The sequence below is a fragment of the Roseateles chitinivorans genome (assembly GCF_050632145.1).
GTDB lineage: Bacteria > Pseudomonadota > Gammaproteobacteria > Burkholderiales > Burkholderiaceae_C > Roseateles > Roseateles chitinivorans_B.
Map to the genome: position 1 here is coordinate 1,600,732 of NZ_CP192577.1, position 15,464 is coordinate 1,616,195.

The window sequence follows — 15,464 nt, forward strand, 5'->3', positions numbered from 1 at the left end:
TCCCCCGATGTCCGTGCGCGGTGCCACAAGGTGCCATGGGCCAACAGGTCCTTGGCGCGAGGCGGCGGGAAGTACCGAGATTTCCTAGAGGTTGAACATGAAACGCACTTATCAAGGCTCCAAGACCCGTCGCGCCCGTACCCACGGCTTCCTGGTTCGCATGAAGACGCGTGGCGGCAAGGCCGTCATCGCTGCTCGCCGCGCCAAGGGCCGCAAGCGCCTGGCCGTCTGAGCGACACGCCAGACGTCCTTGCCCGCACCGTGATCGGCCGCGTCGTACGATCGGCCGATTTCGAGCGCGTGCTGGGTACGCCCAGCCGCGCACGCAGCGCGCACTTCGCCGTGCACCATCTGGCCGACAGCCCCACGCTGCCCAAGCGCCGTCCATCCACAGGAACGGCTGACTTGTCCACAGGTGATGCACCGATTCATCCCCAAGCTGTGGATGAAACGCCGATGGCGACAGTGCCGCCCACTTCCGCAGCACCGGCTCCAGCCGCGCCCGACCGGGCCTGGCTGGGCTACGTCGTACCCAAGCGGCACGCGAAGCGCGCCGTCACGCGGACGTTGCTGAAGCGCCAGATCCGCGCGGTGTTCGGCGATCTGCCTGAACTGCCGCCCGGCCTGTGGGTGGTGCGCCTGCGCATGCCATTCGATCGCAAGCAATTCCCCAGCGCCTCTTCGGACGCGCTGCGCACTGCTGCGCGCGCGGAACTGCTGCAGCTCACCCGCAAGCTGGCGCGACCGCCGGCTTCGGCGCCCGCGTCAGGGCCGGTGCCGGCGGCCGCGGGCTGACGGCTCCGCGGTTCGGAAAAACGGCCATGGATCCCCGCCCCAGCCTGTCGACGCGATTGCTGATGGGGCTGGTGCGCGGCTACCAGTTGCTCTTCAGTGCTTGGCTGCGCGCGGGTTGCCGCTACAGCCCGACCTGCTCCGCCTACGCGATGCAGGCCTTGCGGCAGCATGGCGCCGCCGCCGGCACCTATCTGGCGGCCGCACGGATCCTGCGTTGCAACCCATTCTGTCTGGGCGGACACGATCCCGTGCCCGACAATCCGCCCCGCCTGTTCACCCGACTGCTGCGTCCGTCCAGATGCCGTCCGGGGGCAGCCTCTTCAACCGCCAATCCAAAAGCTTCCCATGACTGATATTCGCCGCACCATCTTGTGGGTGGTGTTCACGATGTCGCTGGTCCTTCTGTGGGACGGCTGGCAGCGGCACAACGGACAGCCGTCGCTGTTCCACCCGGGGCCTGCGAAGGTCGCCACCGCGCCGGCCGGCCCGGCCTCGGCCGCATCCGCCGCCGCGCTGCCGGCAGCTGCCGGCGCTTCTGCCGCTGGCACCACCGCCGCGGCCCCGGCACCGATCAAGAACGAGCTGGTCACCTTCACGACCGACGTCGTCAAGGCCACGATCGACACGCGCGGCGGCAGCCTGGTCCGCGTCGAGCTGCTCAAGCACGCCGACGACACCAACCCCAGCGGCCACGTCGTCGTGCTGGATCCGGTCCGCAACTACAGCGCCCGGTCCGGCCTGCTGAACGTGCCGAACGCGCCCAGCGACCAGACGGTGCTGACGCTGGTCGAGGGCCCGCGCGAGCTCAAGGACGGCCAGGACGCGCTGACCGTGCGCCTGGAAGCCGACCAGGGCGGCGTGAAGCTGGTCAAGACCTACACCTTCAAGCGGGGCGACTACGCCATCGGCGTGAACCACGAGGTGACCAACACCGGCGCCGCGCCGCTGACGCCGCAGCTGTACCTGCAGCTGGTGCGTGACGGCCACATCGACCACACCGGCCCGTCCTTCGCGCCGACCTCGTTCTCCGGTCCGGCGATCTACACGGACAAGGCGAAGTACCACAAGCTGTCCTTCGACGACCTGAAGAAGGGCAAGGCCGAATACGAGAAGAACGCCGAGGACGGCTGGGTCGCGATGGTCCAGCATTACTTCGTCAGCGCCTGGATCCGCAACGAGGCGGGCCCGCGCGAGTTCAACGTCCGTCCGCTCAACGAGAACCTGTACACCGCCGGCGTGGTGATGAACTTCGCCACCGTCGCGCCTGGCGCGTCGGCCAAGCTGGACGACGTGCTGTACGTCGGTCCCCAGGAAGAGAAGAAGCTGGAAGTCCTGGCCCCGGGCCTGGAGCTGGTGAAGGACTACGGCATCTTCAAGATCCTGTCCAAGCCGCTGTTCTGGCTGCTGGACGTGCTGCACACGCTGCTGGGCAACTGGGGCTGGGCGATCATCCTGCTGGTCGTGCTGCTGAAGGCCGCCTTCTACGGCTTGAACGCCAGCGCGTACCGCAGCATGGCCAAGATGAAGGCCGTGAACCCGCGCATCCAGGAGATGCGCGAGCGCCTCAAGGACAAGCCGCAGCAGATGCAGCAGGAGATGATGCGCATCTACAAGGAAGAGAAGATCAATCCGCTGGGCAGCTGCCTGCCGATCTTCCTGCAGATGCCGTTCTTCATCGCGCTGTACTGGGTGCTGCTGTCGAGCGTCGAGATGCGCGGCGCCCCGTGGGTGATGTGGATCCACGACCTGTCCAAGCCGGACAGCCTGTTCGGTCACCTGTTCGGCGCGCCTATCGGCCCGCTGCCGCTGCTGATGACGGCGTCCAGCCTGCTGCAGGTGTGGTTGAACCCGCAACCGGCCGACCCGGTGCAGGCCAAGATGATGTGGATCATGCCGCTGGCCTTCAGCGTGATGTTCTTCTTCTTCCCGTCGGGCCTGGTGCTGTACTGGCTGGTGAACAACATCCTGTCGATCGCCCAGCAATGGATGATCAACAAGCAGATCGGCGGAGCCGCCGTGAAGAAATAAGGGCGACCGGCGCGGGAGACATTCGGCAATTCCTCACGCGCGTCCCCGAGCCCCCGCACCCCGGGGGCTTTTTTCGCCTGTTCGCGGGCGCTTAATGGGGTCCATGCGGGGGTCGCTTCTCCACCCGGCTTGAGGTGGTGGAGAACCGGAGGCGCCAGGCGTCGGCTCACGAGAGTCGGCGACGAGGCCTACCCCGCGCCATTCACGACAACGGCGATGCCGCCCAAGGGCGCATCGCCGTTTTTCATGGGCACTGCGAGACAATCGTGCCCATGCTGTCGCGCCACCAGGACCCCATCGCTGCCATCGCCACCGCGCCCGGACGAGGCGCAGTCGGCATCGTGCGGGTGTCCGCGCCGCAAGACCTGACCCCGCTGGTGACGGCGATCTGCGGTCGCGCGCTGAAGCCGCGCGAGGCGACCTATCTGCCGTTCCGCAGCGCGCAGGGCGAGGCGATCGACCACGGCCTGGCGCTGCTGTTCCCGGCGCCGCACTCGTATACCGGTGAGCATGTGCTGGAACTGCAGGCGCACGGCGGTCCGGTGGTGCTGCAGCTGCTGCTGGCGCGCTGCCTGGAAGCCGACCCCGCGCTGCGGATGCGTCTGGCCGAGCCTGGCGAATTCACGCGGCGAGCATTCCTGAATGGCAAGCTGGATCTGGCGCAGGCCGAGGCGGTGGCCGACCTGATCGATGCGAGCACCGAAGCGGCCGCCCGCAGTGCCGGCCGTGCGCTGGCCGGCGCGTTGAGCGGCGAGGTCGGCGGGCTGCGCGATGGACTGATCCAGCTGCGCATGCTCGTCGAGGCGACCTTGGATTTTCCGGAGGAAGAGATCGACTTCCTGGAGCAGGCCGACGCACTGGGCAAGCTGCGCCGCCTGCTGGTGCGCGTGGAAGCCTTGCTCGACCGCAGCCGGCAGGGCGCGATCCTGCGCGAGGGCATCAAGGTCGTGCTGGCGGGGCAGCCGAACGTCGGCAAGAGCTCGCTGCTGAACGCGTTGGCCGGTGCCGAGCTGGCGATCGTGACGGCGATTCCCGGCACGACGCGGGACAAGCTGAGCCAGACGATCCAGATCGAGGGCGTGCCGCTGCACATCAGCGACACGGCGGGCCTGCGCGACACCGAGGATGAGGTCGAGCGCATCGGCGTGGCGCGCAGCTGGGACGCGATCGCGGACGCGGACGTGGTGCTGTTCCTGCACGACCTGACGCGGGTCGGCCATGCGGACTACGAGTCGGAAGATGCCGAGATCCGCGGACGGCTCGCGAGTGTCGATCCGGCGCGGATCCTGCAGATCTACAACAAGGCCGATGCGCACGCACCGGCGTCCTTGCCGGCGGGGGCGCTGACGCTGTCGGCCAAGACCGGCGAGGGCCTGGATGCGTTACGTCGCAAGCTGCTGGAACAGGTCGGCTGGCACGCAGTGCCGGAAGGACTCTTCATCGCCCGCGAGCGCCACGTGCAGGCGTTGCGCCGCACGCGCGAACACATCGAGCTGGCGCTGCTTCAGGCCGAGGCGCAGCCGCCGGCACTGGATCTGATGGCGGAGGAATTGCGCCTCGCGCATGACGCGCTCGGCGAGATCACGGGCGCGTTCACTGCCGACGACCTGCTGGGGGAGATCTTCAGCAGGTTCTGCATCGGCAAGTGATCCGGGCTCAATGCCCGTCGAAGTCGACCAGCGAGAAGACCTTCAACCCTCCGTCGCGCAGTCGCTTCGAGCCGCCCAGCTCCGGCAGATCCACGATCGCCGCGCCTTCGATGACCTCCGCCCCGAGGCGCTCCAGCAAGCGCTTGCCGGCCATCATCGTGCCGCCGGTGGCGATCAGGTCGTCGATCAGCAGCACGCGATCGCCCGCCTTCACCGCGTCCGTGTGCATCTCCACGGTGGCGCTGCCGTACTCGAGCTCATAGGTCTCCTGCACCGTCGTGAACGGCAGCTTGCCCTTCTTGCGGATCGGCACGAAACCGACGTTCAGCTCATACGCCAGGACCGAACCGATGATGAAGCCCCGCGCATCCAGGCCGGCGATCGCATCCGGGCGGGCGTCGAAGTAGCGGTGCACGAACTGGTCGATCAGCACCCGGAAGGCGCGCGGATTCGACAGCAGCGGCGTGATGTCGCGGAACTGCACGCCCGCGGACGGCCAGTCCGGCACGGTGCGGATCTGCTGCTTCAGGAAGACGATCGGGTCCAGGGTGGGGTCGGCGTGCGGCATGGACGCGATTGTCGCGCTGCCGCCGTTGCGGCGTGGTGGCGCCGGCGGTTCAAGCCGTCTGCTGCTGGCAGATCAGGCGAGCCCGGCCCGCCTGCTTGGCTTCGTAGAGTGCTGCGTCGGCCGTCTGGATCAGGCGCTGTGACGCGTCGCCGTTCTGGGGGATGAAGGACGCCACCCCGATCGACAGGCTCACCGAGCGTCTCACCGGCGAGCCCACGTGTTCGATCGCGGCCAGCCGCACGCTGTCCAGACAGCGTTGCGCCACCACCTGGGCGCCGGCCAGGTCGGTGTCGACCAGCAGCACCGCGAATTCCTCGCCGCCGTAGCGGCAGACCGATTCGCCGCCTCGTCCCGCGCAGCTGCGCAGCAGTGTGGCGACACGTCGCAGGCAGTCGTCGCCGGAGACGTGGCCGTAGCAGTCGTTGTATTGCTTGAAGTGGTCGATGTCGACCATCAGCAGCGCCAGCGGCCGGTTCGCCCGGGTCGCGCGGTGCCATTCCGTCTGCAGCAGCTGGTCGAACAGCCGCCGGTTGCCCACGCCCGTCAGGCCGTCGGTCGTCGACTGCCGGGCGAGCAGCTCATTGGCGCGACGCAGCCGCTCCTCCTGGCGCTTGCGCTCGGTGAGGTCGGTGACGATGCAGACGTACAGGTGGATCGTCTCGGTGCGGACCTCGGCGAGCGCCAGCTGCAGGTGCAGCGCCTCGCCGCTGCGATGCCGCGCCGTGAACTCGCGCGGCTGGCCGAGCAGCGCGCGCGGATCCAGCGGGGCATCCGGGGTCGCGCCGGGTTCCGGTGCAGGCGCCGTCACCGGCGCGGCCGCCGCGCCCAGCAGCATGCCGAGGTGCACGCCCTGCAGTTCCGCCGCGGTGAAGCCGAACAGCAGCTCGCAGCTCGGGTTGGCCTCGAGCACGTGCCCGCCCGAATCCAGCGTCAGGATCCCGTTGGCCGCGGATTCGATCGTCGCCCGCAACTGCGCCCGGCTGGCGGCCAGCCGCTGCTGCTCATGGATCAGGTCCGTCACGTCCATGCGCACGCCGACGATGCCGCCCGAGGGGGTGCGCGATTCGTAGATGCGCAGCCACATGTCGTCGTGCACGCGTTGCAGCAGCGGGGTCATCTGCTGGCCGCGCGCCTGCTTGCGCTCCTCCAGCCACTCGGGCTCGCGGCCGCGCGCTTCCGGGATCCCGCCGCGGGCCAGCGATTCGCGCACCAGGTCCTCGAACGTGCTCTTGTGCTGGAAGTGCCGCAGCATGTGCGGATAGATCTCGACCAGCCGCTTGTTGTAGGCGATCAGGCGGTCCCCGGCGTCGAAGATCTCGACGCTGGCCGGCAGCGCGTCGATGGCTTCCTCCATCGTGCGCTGCGCGAGCTTCGCCCGCGCCTGCGCGCGCGCCAGTGTCGACACCACCGCGACGGCCAGCACCACCGTGAGCACCAGCGAGGCCATGCCGACCCATGCCAGCCAGCCGTCCACGGCATACCCGCCCAGCGTCACCGTCAGCACGATGGCCTGCAGGCCGACCAGCAGCGCGAACGCGAGCAGCGGCCAGGTGCGGACTTCGGCGAATCGGTTCATCGCGGGAGCGGCGCGCGGGAAGGCGTCCGGAAAAAGGGTGGCTGATCCTAGCCACCGGGCTCCGTGATGAAAACCGCTCTCCGGGGGGAGAAGCAGGTTCCTGCGACGTCCCCCCGTTGGTGTGATGCCACGCTTTCTACGTGACGGTGTACGGGAGACTCAGCCGCCGCGGGTGATCGGCATGTCGCCGGCGCCGGGCAGGGTCATGTGGCGGGAAAGTTCCAGCTTCGCCAGCGAGTTGCGGTGGACCTCGTCCGGACCGTCGGCGAAACGCAGCGTGCGCTGGCCGGCCCACATGTAGGCCAGCGGCGTGTCGTCGCTGACGCCCATGCCGCCGTGGACCTGCATCGCCCAGTCGATGACCTTGAGCGCCATGCTCGGCGCCACGATCTTGATCATCGCGATCTCGGCCTTGGCGACCTTGTTGCCGACGGTGTCCATCATGTACGCCGCCTTGAGCGTCAGCAGACGGGCCTGCTCGATGCTGCAGCGCGCCTCGGCGATGCGTTCCTGTGTCACCGTCTGCTGCGCGATCGTCTTGCCGAAGGCGACCCGCGAGACCGCCCGCTTGCACATCAGCTCCAGCGCCCGCTCCGCCGCGCCGATCGAGCGCATGCAGTGGTGGATGCGTCCGGGGCCGAGGCGGCCCTGCGCGATCTCGAAGCCGCGGCCCTCGCCCAGCAGGATGTGGTCCACCGGCACGCGCACGTCCTTCAGCTCGATCTCCATGTGCCCGTGCGGCGCGTCGTCGTAGCCGAAGACGCTCAGGTGGCGCTTGACCGTCAGGCCCGGCGTGTTGGCCGGCACCAGCACCATCGACTGCTGTTCATGGCGTCCCGCGTCGGGATTGGTCTTGCCCATCACGATGTACAGCGCGCAGCGCGGATCGCCGGCGCCGGACGACCACCACTTCGTGCCGTTGATGACGTACTCGTCGCCGTCGCGGTCGATGCGGCACTGGATGTTGGTCGCGTCCGACGAGGCCACCTCCGGCTCCGTCATCAGGAAGGCGGAACGGATCTCGCCGCGCAGCAGCGGCTCCAGCCAGCGGTCCTTGTGGGCCTCGCTGCCGTAGCGCTCGATCGTCTCCATGTTGCCGGTGTCCGGCGCCGAGCAGTTGAAGACCTCGGGTGCCCAGTACACGCGGCCCATGATCTCGCACAGCGGCGCGTACTCGAGGTTGGACAGGCCCTCCGGCGCGCGCGGCGAGCGCGGCAGGAACAGGTTCCACAGGCCGGCGGCGCGCGCCTTCGGCTTGAGCTCCTCGATCACCTTCGTCGGGATCCAGGCGTTGCCGCCGCGGCGGTTGGCGGCGATCTCCTCGTGATAGCGCTTCTCGTTGGGATAGATGTGCTCGTCGAAGAATGCGAGCAGGCGCTCGCGCAGCTGGTCCACCTTGGGGCTGTAGTCGAAGTTCATGGGGAGGTCCTTCAGCCGCGTCGGCTGCGATAGCGGAGGTACTGCGCGTACAGCGCTTCCATCGTGGTGGCCCGCTCATCCGCATGCAGCGGATGCGACGGGGCGAAATTGCAGACACGCAGCAGCCAGCTGCCGGGCGAATCCCCGGTCGGTGGCGCGACGTCCAGCACGTTGATGCAGGCCGGCGACTGGACCCAGCTGCCCAGCATCACGCGCTGGCCGCCGGTCACCGCGTGCGAGAGGATCGCGGCGTTGACGACGCCGTGCAGCACCAGCAGCGCGCAGTCCCAGTCGGGATCGGCCTGCAGGCGGGAGACGCCGCCGAGCACGCGGTCGAGCAGCTCGCCGACGCTCTCGCCGTTGAGGAAACGTTGCGACTCCGCGACCGGGCTGCGCTGCAGTCCGTTGAAGGCCTGCGCCAGCTCCCCGTCCGGGATCTCGCCGAGGCGGCCCCCGCGGATCTCCTGCCATTCGGGCCAGGTCTGCGGGGTCAGGTCGGGCTGTCCGGAATGACGCAGCACGAGGTCCGCGGTCTCGACGGTGCGCGGCAGGCCCGAGACGATCGCGCGATCGAAGCGCACGCCCGCGGCGCGGAAGGCCTCGCCGGCGGCCCGCGCCTGCGCGAGGCCGTCGTCATTGAGCCGCACCTGCTCGGGCAGCACCGGCCGGCCGGTCGAGCCGTCGAAGTAGGTCACCGCGCCGTGGCGCATCAGATAGATGCGGCGGCGTTGCGGGCTGCGGGGCTGGGTGTCCAACATGGCAGCCAGTGTGGCGCAACGGCGCGGGGCACACTGTCACGCAGGCGGCAAGCCGGAGCCGGGCCACAATTCGCCCGTCGCGCGATGCGGCGCCTCGTTGACGTTCCCTCCGCTCCCGTTCTGACGCCTTGGTGACAAGCTCCTCCCCGACGCCCTTCCATCGTCCCCATGGCCCGCACGCGGCCGGCGAGGTCCCCCTGCGCGACGACATCCAGGCGCTGCGCGCGATCGCGGTGCTGTGGGTGCTGCTGTACCACGCGCAGATCCCCGGCGCGTCGGGCGGCTACCTCGGCGTCGACATCTTCTTCGTCATCTCCGGTTACCTGATCACCGGGCTGATCCAACGCGCGCTGCAGCGCGGCGGCTTCTCCTTCCTCGCCTTCTATGGCCGCCGCGCACGCCGTCTGCTGCCGGCCGCGTATGTCGTGCTCGGCGCGACCTTGCTGGCGGCGCCATGGGCGCTCAACCGCAGCGAGCAGATCGACTTCGTCGGCCAACTGCTCGGGGCGCTGGCCTTTGCCAACAACGTCGTGCTGTGGCGGCAGACCGGCTACTTCCAGGGCGCGTCCGACCTCAAGCCGCTGCTGCACTTCTGGTCGCTGGCCCTCGAGGAGCAGTACTACCTCGTGCTGCCGGCGCTGCTCTTCTTCAGCCCCGCGCGACTGCGGGCCGGCGCCGCGCTGCTGGTCACGGCCACCAGTCTCGGCCTGCTGATCTGGTGGCAGCCCATCGATGCCAGCGGCGCGTTCTACCTGCTGCCGACACGCGCTTGGGAACTGGGCCTCGGCTCGATCGGGGCGTTGACGGGGATCGCAGGTTCGGGCCCGGTGCAGCGGGTGTTGAGATGGCTCGCATGGCCGGCCTGGGCGTTGCTCCTCGTCGTGCCTGCCGCGCCGCAATGGTTCGGCACCGCGCATCCCGGGCCGGCGGCGCTGGTCGTCGGACTCGCGACGCTGGTCCTGCTGCTGCGCGAGCCCGTGAGCCTCCCTCGCGCGGCTGCGCCGCTGATCCGTATCGGCGACTGGTCCTACGCGCTGTACCTCGTGCATTGGCCGCTGATCGCGATCCTGCACAACGCCTGGGTGGGACTGAAGGCTGATCCGCACGCGTTGATGGCGTGGCGCATCGGCGCCGTGCTGGTGGCGTTCCCGTTGGCGTGGGCGCTGCACCGCGCGGTCGAGCGTCCGGCCAAGGCGCTGCTGACCGGTCGACGCGGCGCACTCATCCTCGGCTCCGGCACCCTGGCGCTCGCCATGGGTGGCGTCGGGCTGGCGCTGCACAAGCCGGCACCAGGCTCGATCGACTTCGTCGAACTGCGCAAGGCCAACTACGGCCTGTCGGCCAACTGCGATGCGGAGGAACCTTTCGACGGCCGCGAGGACTGCCGTACGCGGCCCGGTGCGCGCTGGATGGTGTGGGGCGACTCCTACGCCATGCATCTGGTGCCAGGCCTTGTGCGCGTGGCCAGCGACCAGGGCCTGGTGCAGGCGACGAAGTCGTCCTGCGGCCCCTTCCCCGGCTTGACGCCGGTACGGCCCGCCCTTGGCCGGGGCAACAGTTTCGCGTCGCCGTGGATCGAGCAGTGCCAGGCCTTCAACGCGTCGGTGCTGCGTTGGATCGAGCGGCACCCGGAGATCGACACGGTGGTCCTGTCGAGCCTGCTGACGCAGTACCTGGATGATTCGAAGTACGAGCTCCAGCGCACCCCCGGGGGCGAGCGCCTGCGAGGCGAGGCGGCGATGCGTGCGGCGCTGCTCGACGACATGACCGCGACGGTGAAGCGGCTACGCGCGATGGGCAAGCGGGTGATGGTGGTGGCGCCGCCGCCGTCGGCGCCGTTCGACATCGCGGGCTGCCTGGAGCGGCGACAGGCGCGGCGTTGGACGATCGGCGCGACGCCGGGTTGCGTGATCGACGAGGCGGACGATGAACACCGCCGGGCCGCCGAGCACCGCTTCGTCGCCGACCTGACGAAGTCCGACGCGCGCCTGCCGGTGCTGCGTTTCGAACCGCTGCTGTGCGACGGGACGACGTGCCAGGTGGAGCGCGACGGCGTGCCGCTCTATCGCGACCAGGGCCACCTGAGCCACGAGGGCTCACGCCTGCTCATGCCGGCCGTGATGTCCGAATTGCTCGGCGAGCGGCAGATCGCCCTCGCCCGAAGTCCTCGGTAGCAAAACCGTTGAAGGGACGGGGCTGATGGGGGACGGCATTGCTGGGGGTTCAGGCGCTTGCCGCCTGTGGCCCCCTGCAATGGCGGCCAACGCGCTGGCCTGTGCACGCGGGCGGTCTTCAGCCGACCAACAACCCGTGTTCAGCGCGCGCCAGCGCCTCAGGCGTTCCTGACACGACGAGGGTGTCCCCACCCTGTAGCACCAGCTCATCGCTCGCGTCCTTCACGGCCCCGTTGGGCCGGCGCACGGACACCACGCTGACGCCCCATCCCACAAGGCCGATCTCGCCGAGCGTGCGTCCTTCGAGGATGCTGGCCATCGGCAGGCTGATGGATTGAAGCCGGGCCTGATCGCGCTCTTCCGACGTATCGTCGTCGGCCCCGTGGAAGTAGCCGCGCAGCAACCCGTAGCGGCGATCCCGCGCGTCCCGCGCGATGCGCAGCACCCGTCGCATCGGCACGCCGACGAGCGCGAGCGCGTGGCTCGCGAGCATCAGCGAGCCCTCGATCGCTTCCGGCACGACTTCGGTCGCGCCGGCGGCGCGCAGCTTCTCGAGGTCGGTGTCGTCGATGGTGCGCACGACCACCGGCACATGCGGCGCATGGCCGCGGACCTCGTGCAGCACCTTCAGCGCCGACGGCGTGTCGTGGTACGAAATGACCACCGCGCTTGCGCGCGTCAGGCCGGCGGCGATCAGGCTGGGCAGACGCGCCGCGTCGCCGAAGACGACGCTCTTGCCCGCCGCGGCGGCCTGGCGCACGCGGTCCGGATCCAGGTCCAGCGCCATGTAGGGGATGTGCTCCGTCTCCAGCAGCGTCGCCAGGTTCTGCCCGCTGCGGCCGTAGCCGCAGATGATCACGTGCGCGTCGGTCTTGATCGACTTCTTCGCGATCGTCGTCAGCTGCACCGACTGCAGCAGCCAGTCGCTCGCGGACAGCTTCATGACGATGCGGTTGCTGTGTTCGATGATCAGCGGCGTCACCAGCATCGACAGCACCATCGCCGCCAGCACCGGGCTGACCCACTGCGCCGCGATCAGGTTCTGCTGGGCGCCCAGCGTCAGCAGCACGAAGCCGAATTCCCCCGCCTGCGCCAGGTACAGCCCGGTGCGCAGCGCGACGCCGGTGGGCGCGCGGAACAGCTTGGCCAGCCCCGCCACCAGCACGAACTTCGCCAGCGTCGGCACCAGCGCCAGGATGATGACCAGCGGCCACTGGAAGACCAGCGTCTGCCAGTCCAGGCGCATGCCGATGGTGATGAAGAAGAGCCCGAGCAGCACGTCGTGGAAGGGGCGGATGTCCAGTTCCACCTGGTGCTTGTATTCGGTCTCCGCGATCAGCATGCCGGCGACGAACGCGCCCAGCGCCAGCGACAGTCCCGCATGCTCGGTCAGCCAGGCCAGTCCCAGCGTGACCAGCAGCAGGTTCAGCATGAAGAGCTCCTGGCTCTTGCGCCGCGCCACCAGGGTCAGCCAGCGCCGCATCACGTGCTGGCCGCCGGTCAGCAGCAGCACCAGCAGCACCACGGCCTTCAGCCCGGCCCAGCCGAGCGACTCGATCATCTCGGCGCCGCTGCCGCCCAGCGCCGGGATCAGCACCAGCAGCGGCACGACGGCCAGATCCTGGAACAGCAGCACGCCGATGACGCGCCGGCCATGTTCGCTTTCCAGCTCGAGCCGTTCGGACATCAGCTTCACGACGATGGCCGTCGAGCTCATCGCCATCGCCGCGCCGAGCGCCAGCGACCCCTGCCATCCCAGGTCCCAGGCCCAGCCCATCCAGCCGAACAGCCAGCGCAGGAAGACGTTGCCCAGCATCGTCCCGCCGATGGTCACGACCACCTGCAGCAGGCCGAGTCCGAACACCATCGACCGCATGCTGTGCAGCTTGGGGAGGTTGAACTCCAGGCCGATCACGAACATCAGGAACACCACGCCGAATTCGGCCAGGTGCTGGACGCCGGGCACGTCGCTGGCGAGCGCCAGCGCGTTCGGACCGATCACCACGCCCACCACCAGGTAGCCCAGGATCGGCGGCAGCTTCAGCGAGCGGCAGACCACCACGCCCAGCACGGCGGCGATCAGGTAGATGAGGGTCAGGTCCAGCGCGGTGAGCATGGCGGCGATGGTACTGGCGGGCCGCGACCGGATGGGGCCGGCCGAGTGGGGTTTGCGCAACCTGGAGGCCTCCGACCGGGGCTCGCGGGCGTCCGGGAGCCTGGGCGTTCGTCTGCCGGGGACTTGGCTTTGGTCATGTCCCGGGCGCAAACTAGCCCCCTTATGCATGGGGCGCATGCCCGCATGTGCACTCGGCTTTGCCGCACGTGGCGGACGGGCAGGGCTTCGGGGTACCGTTCGCGCCACCGAAAAGTTACGGAGCATTTCATGCCCAACCTGTCTTTCGTTTCCCCCACGCGCAACAGTCCCTGGGGCACCTACCTGTCCCAGATCGACGCCGTCGAGCCCTACCTGGGCAAGCTGGCCCGCTGGGTGGAAACGCTGCGCCGCCCCAAGCGCGCGCTGATCGTGGACATCCCCATCGAACTCGACAACGGCACCATCGCCCATTTCGAGGGCTACCGTGTCCAGCACAGCCTGACCCGCGGTCCCGGCAAGGGCGGCGTGCGCTACCACCCGGACGTCACGCTGGAAGAAGTGATGGCGCTGTCGGCCTGGATGACGGTCAAGAACGCCGCAGTGAACCTGCCCTACGGCGGCGCGAAGGGCGGCATCCGCCTGGACCCGAAGACGCTGTCGATGAAGGAACTGGAGAAGGTCACCCGCCGCTACACCAGCGAGATCGGCATGATCATCGGCCCGACCCAGGACATCCCGGCGCCTGACGTGAACACCAACGGCCAGATCATGGCCTGGATGATGGACACGTACTCGATGAACGTCGGCGCGACCGCCACCGGCGTCGTCACCGGCAAGCCGATCGCGCTGGGCGGTTCGCTTGGCCGCGTGGCCGCCACCGGCCGCGGCGTGTTCGTCGTCGGTCGCGAAGCGATGCGTCGCCTGAACGTGAACCTGGAAGGCGCGCGTGTCGCCGTGCAGGGCTTCGGCAACGTGGGCTCCGTGGCCGCGAAGATGTTCGCCGCCAACGGCGCGATCGTCGTCGCGGTGCAGGACCACACCGGCACCATCCTGAACGAGAACGGCCTGGACATGACCGACCTGCTGGACCACCTGGCCCGCACGGGCGGAGTGGGCGGCTTCAAGGGCGCCGACCGCATCGACAACGAGAACTTCTGGGACGTGAAGTCGGACATCCTGATCCCGGCCGCCCTGGAAGGCCAGATCACCGGCGAACGCGCCAAGCGCGTGCAGACCCGTGTCGTCATCGAAGGCGCGAACGGCCCGACCACCCCGGACGGCGACGCCGTGCTGGCGGACCGCGGCATCATCGTCGTCCCCGACGTGATCGCGAACGCGGGCGGCGTGACGGTGTCCTACTTCGAGTGGGTGCAGGACTTCTCGTCGTTCTTCTGGACCGAAGACGAGATCAACGTCCGCCTGGACAAGATCCTCGTCGGCGCGTTCAAGGGCATCTGGGATACCGCGGAACAGCACAAGATCCCGCTGCGCACGGCGGCGTTCACCGTGGCCTGCACGCGGGTGCTGGAAGCGCGCGAAGAGCGCGGTCTGTACCCCTGATCGAGCGACCGCGGTTTCTTGCGGTTACGGCGAAACGGGCGCTTCGGCGCCCGTTTTTTCGTTGTCGGTGGAGCGTCTCGACTGCACCGGTCCGGGCGTCGGCCGCCATTGCAGGGGGCCACAGGCGGCAAGCGCCTGAACCCCCAGCAATGCCGTCCCCCACCACCTCCGTCCTTCAACGGTTTTGCTACCGAGGACCTTGGGAGAGGGTCAGTGGGTGATCTTCGTGCCGAGCACTTGCAGGAACTGCGCAATCCAGGCGGGATGGGCGGGCCAGGCCGGCGCGGTGACAAGCTTGCCGTCGGTGACCGCCTGGTCGACCGGGATGTCGGCGTAGCTGGCGCCCGCCAGCTCGACTTCCGCCGCGCAGGCGGGATAGGCCGAGACCTTCTTGCCGCGGATGATGCCGGCCGCGGCCAGCAGCTGCGCGCCGTGGCAGATCGCGGCGATGGGCTTGTCGGCCTGCGAGAAATGCTGCACCAGCGGCAGCACGCCCGGCATCGTGCGCAGGTACTCCGGTGCACGGCCGCCCGGGATCACGAGCGCGTCGTAGTCCTGCGGCTTGATGTCGTCGAAGCTGGCGTTCAGCGTGAAGCGGTGTCCCGGCTTCTCGGAGTAGGTCTGTGCGCCCTCGAAGTCATGGATCGCCGTCAGGACGTAGTCCCCGGCCTTCTTGCCGGGACAGATCGCGTGGACCTGGTGGCCCACCGCCTGCAGCGCCTGGAACGGCACCATCAGCTCGTAGTCCTCGACGTAATCGCCGGCCAGCAGCAGCAGCTTCTTGCCCATCGCATCTCTCCAGAGTCGTTGCAGGAGCGCCGATTCTGGGAGGTCGCGATCGT

At 68.9% G+C, this 15,464-nt stretch carries 13 protein-coding genes; 7 read left to right on the forward strand and 6 right to left on the reverse strand.

Going from position 1 to position 15,464, the window contains the following annotated elements:
* Nucleotides 1-97 precede the first annotated feature (97 nt).
* The 5 genes from rpmH to mnmE all read left to right on the forward strand — a co-directional run bounded on the left by rpmH (nt 98) and on the right by mnmE (nt 4,472).
* The gene (rpmH, locus tag ACQ86G_RS07435) at nt 98-232 is read left to right on the forward strand and encodes a 50S ribosomal protein L34 (protein ID WP_067065970.1); all 135 of its coding nucleotides are present in this window, start codon (nt 98-100) and stop codon (nt 230-232) included.
* A 29-nt stretch (nt 233-261) separates the two neighbouring features.
* Nucleotides 262-795, forward strand: a complete 534-nt coding sequence (locus ACQ86G_RS07440) for a ribonuclease P protein component (RefSeq protein WP_431259986.1) — start codon at nt 262-264, stop codon at nt 793-795.
* Between the two features lie 26 nt (nt 796-821).
* Entirely contained in the window at nt 822-1,148 is a 327-nt protein-coding gene (gene yidD, locus ACQ86G_RS07445) for a membrane protein insertion efficiency factor YidD (protein ID WP_431259987.1), read from the forward strand.
* A complete protein-coding gene (yidC, locus tag ACQ86G_RS07450; RefSeq protein WP_431259988.1) occupies nt 1,141-2,823 on the forward strand; it encodes a membrane protein insertase YidC in 1,683 nt (560 codons plus the stop codon). The genes yidD and yidC overlap by 8 nt, the downstream gene beginning before the upstream one ends.
* 272 nt (nt 2,824-3,095) lie before the next feature.
* Nucleotides 3,096-4,472 (forward strand): tRNA uridine-5-carboxymethylaminomethyl(34) synthesis GTPase MnmE, encoded by a 1,377-nt coding sequence (gene mnmE / locus ACQ86G_RS07455; RefSeq protein ID WP_431259989.1) that lies wholly within the window; start codon nt 3,096-3,098, stop codon nt 4,470-4,472.
* Nucleotides 4,473-4,479: 7 nt separating this feature from the next.
* Here mnmE and ACQ86G_RS07460 read toward each other — a convergent pair whose 3' ends face one another.
* The 4 genes from ACQ86G_RS07460 to ACQ86G_RS07475 form a co-directional block, all read right to left on the reverse strand.
* Nucleotides 4,480-5,040, reverse strand: coding sequence for an adenine phosphoribosyltransferase (locus ACQ86G_RS07460; RefSeq protein ID WP_431049251.1), 561 nt, complete (start codon nt 5,038-5,040; stop codon nt 4,480-4,482).
* Between the two features lie 49 nt (nt 5,041-5,089).
* Nucleotides 5,090-6,616 carry a sensor domain-containing diguanylate cyclase gene (locus tag ACQ86G_RS07465; RefSeq protein ID WP_431259990.1) on the reverse strand — a complete coding sequence of 509 codons (1,527 nt, stop codon included), beginning with the start codon at nt 6,614-6,616 and terminating at the stop codon, nt 5,090-5,092.
* Nucleotides 6,617-6,775: 159 nt separating this feature from the next.
* Nucleotides 6,776-8,035: an acyl-CoA dehydrogenase family protein gene (locus tag ACQ86G_RS07470; RefSeq protein ID WP_431259991.1), complete on the reverse strand. Its 1,260-nt coding sequence runs from the start codon at nt 8,033-8,035 to the stop codon at nt 6,776-6,778.
* A gap of 11 nt (nt 8,036-8,046) precedes the next feature.
* Nucleotides 8,047-8,793: a histidine phosphatase family protein gene (locus tag ACQ86G_RS07475; RefSeq protein WP_431259992.1), complete on the reverse strand. Its 747-nt coding sequence runs from the start codon at nt 8,791-8,793 to the stop codon at nt 8,047-8,049.
* A gap of 131 nt (nt 8,794-8,924) precedes the next feature.
* Between ACQ86G_RS07475 and ACQ86G_RS07480 the strand changes: the two genes are divergently transcribed.
* The gene (locus ACQ86G_RS07480) at nt 8,925-10,967 is read left to right on the forward strand and encodes an acyltransferase family protein (RefSeq protein WP_431259993.1); all 2,043 of its coding nucleotides are present in this window, start codon (nt 8,925-8,927) and stop codon (nt 10,965-10,967) included.
* Nucleotides 10,968-11,085: 118 nt separating this feature from the next.
* Here ACQ86G_RS07480 and ACQ86G_RS07485 read toward each other — a convergent pair whose 3' ends face one another.
* On the reverse strand, nt 11,086-13,083 hold the full coding sequence (locus tag ACQ86G_RS07485; protein ID WP_431259994.1) for a cation:proton antiporter: 1,998 nt from the start codon (nt 13,081-13,083) through the stop codon (nt 11,086-11,088).
* 267 nt (nt 13,084-13,350) lie between these two features.
* On the opposite strand from ACQ86G_RS07485, the gene ACQ86G_RS07490 reads away from it, so the two are divergent.
* Complete coding sequence (locus ACQ86G_RS07490) at nt 13,351-14,622, forward strand: Glu/Leu/Phe/Val family dehydrogenase (protein WP_088408129.1); 1,272 nt, start codon at nt 13,351-13,353, stop codon at nt 14,620-14,622.
* Between the two features lie 210 nt (nt 14,623-14,832).
* Here ACQ86G_RS07490 and ACQ86G_RS07495 read toward each other — a convergent pair whose 3' ends face one another.
* On the reverse strand, nt 14,833-15,411 hold the full coding sequence (locus tag ACQ86G_RS07495; RefSeq protein ID WP_431259995.1) for a DJ-1/PfpI family protein: 579 nt from the start codon (nt 15,409-15,411) through the stop codon (nt 14,833-14,835).
* Between the last annotated feature and the right edge of the window lie 53 nt (nt 15,412-15,464).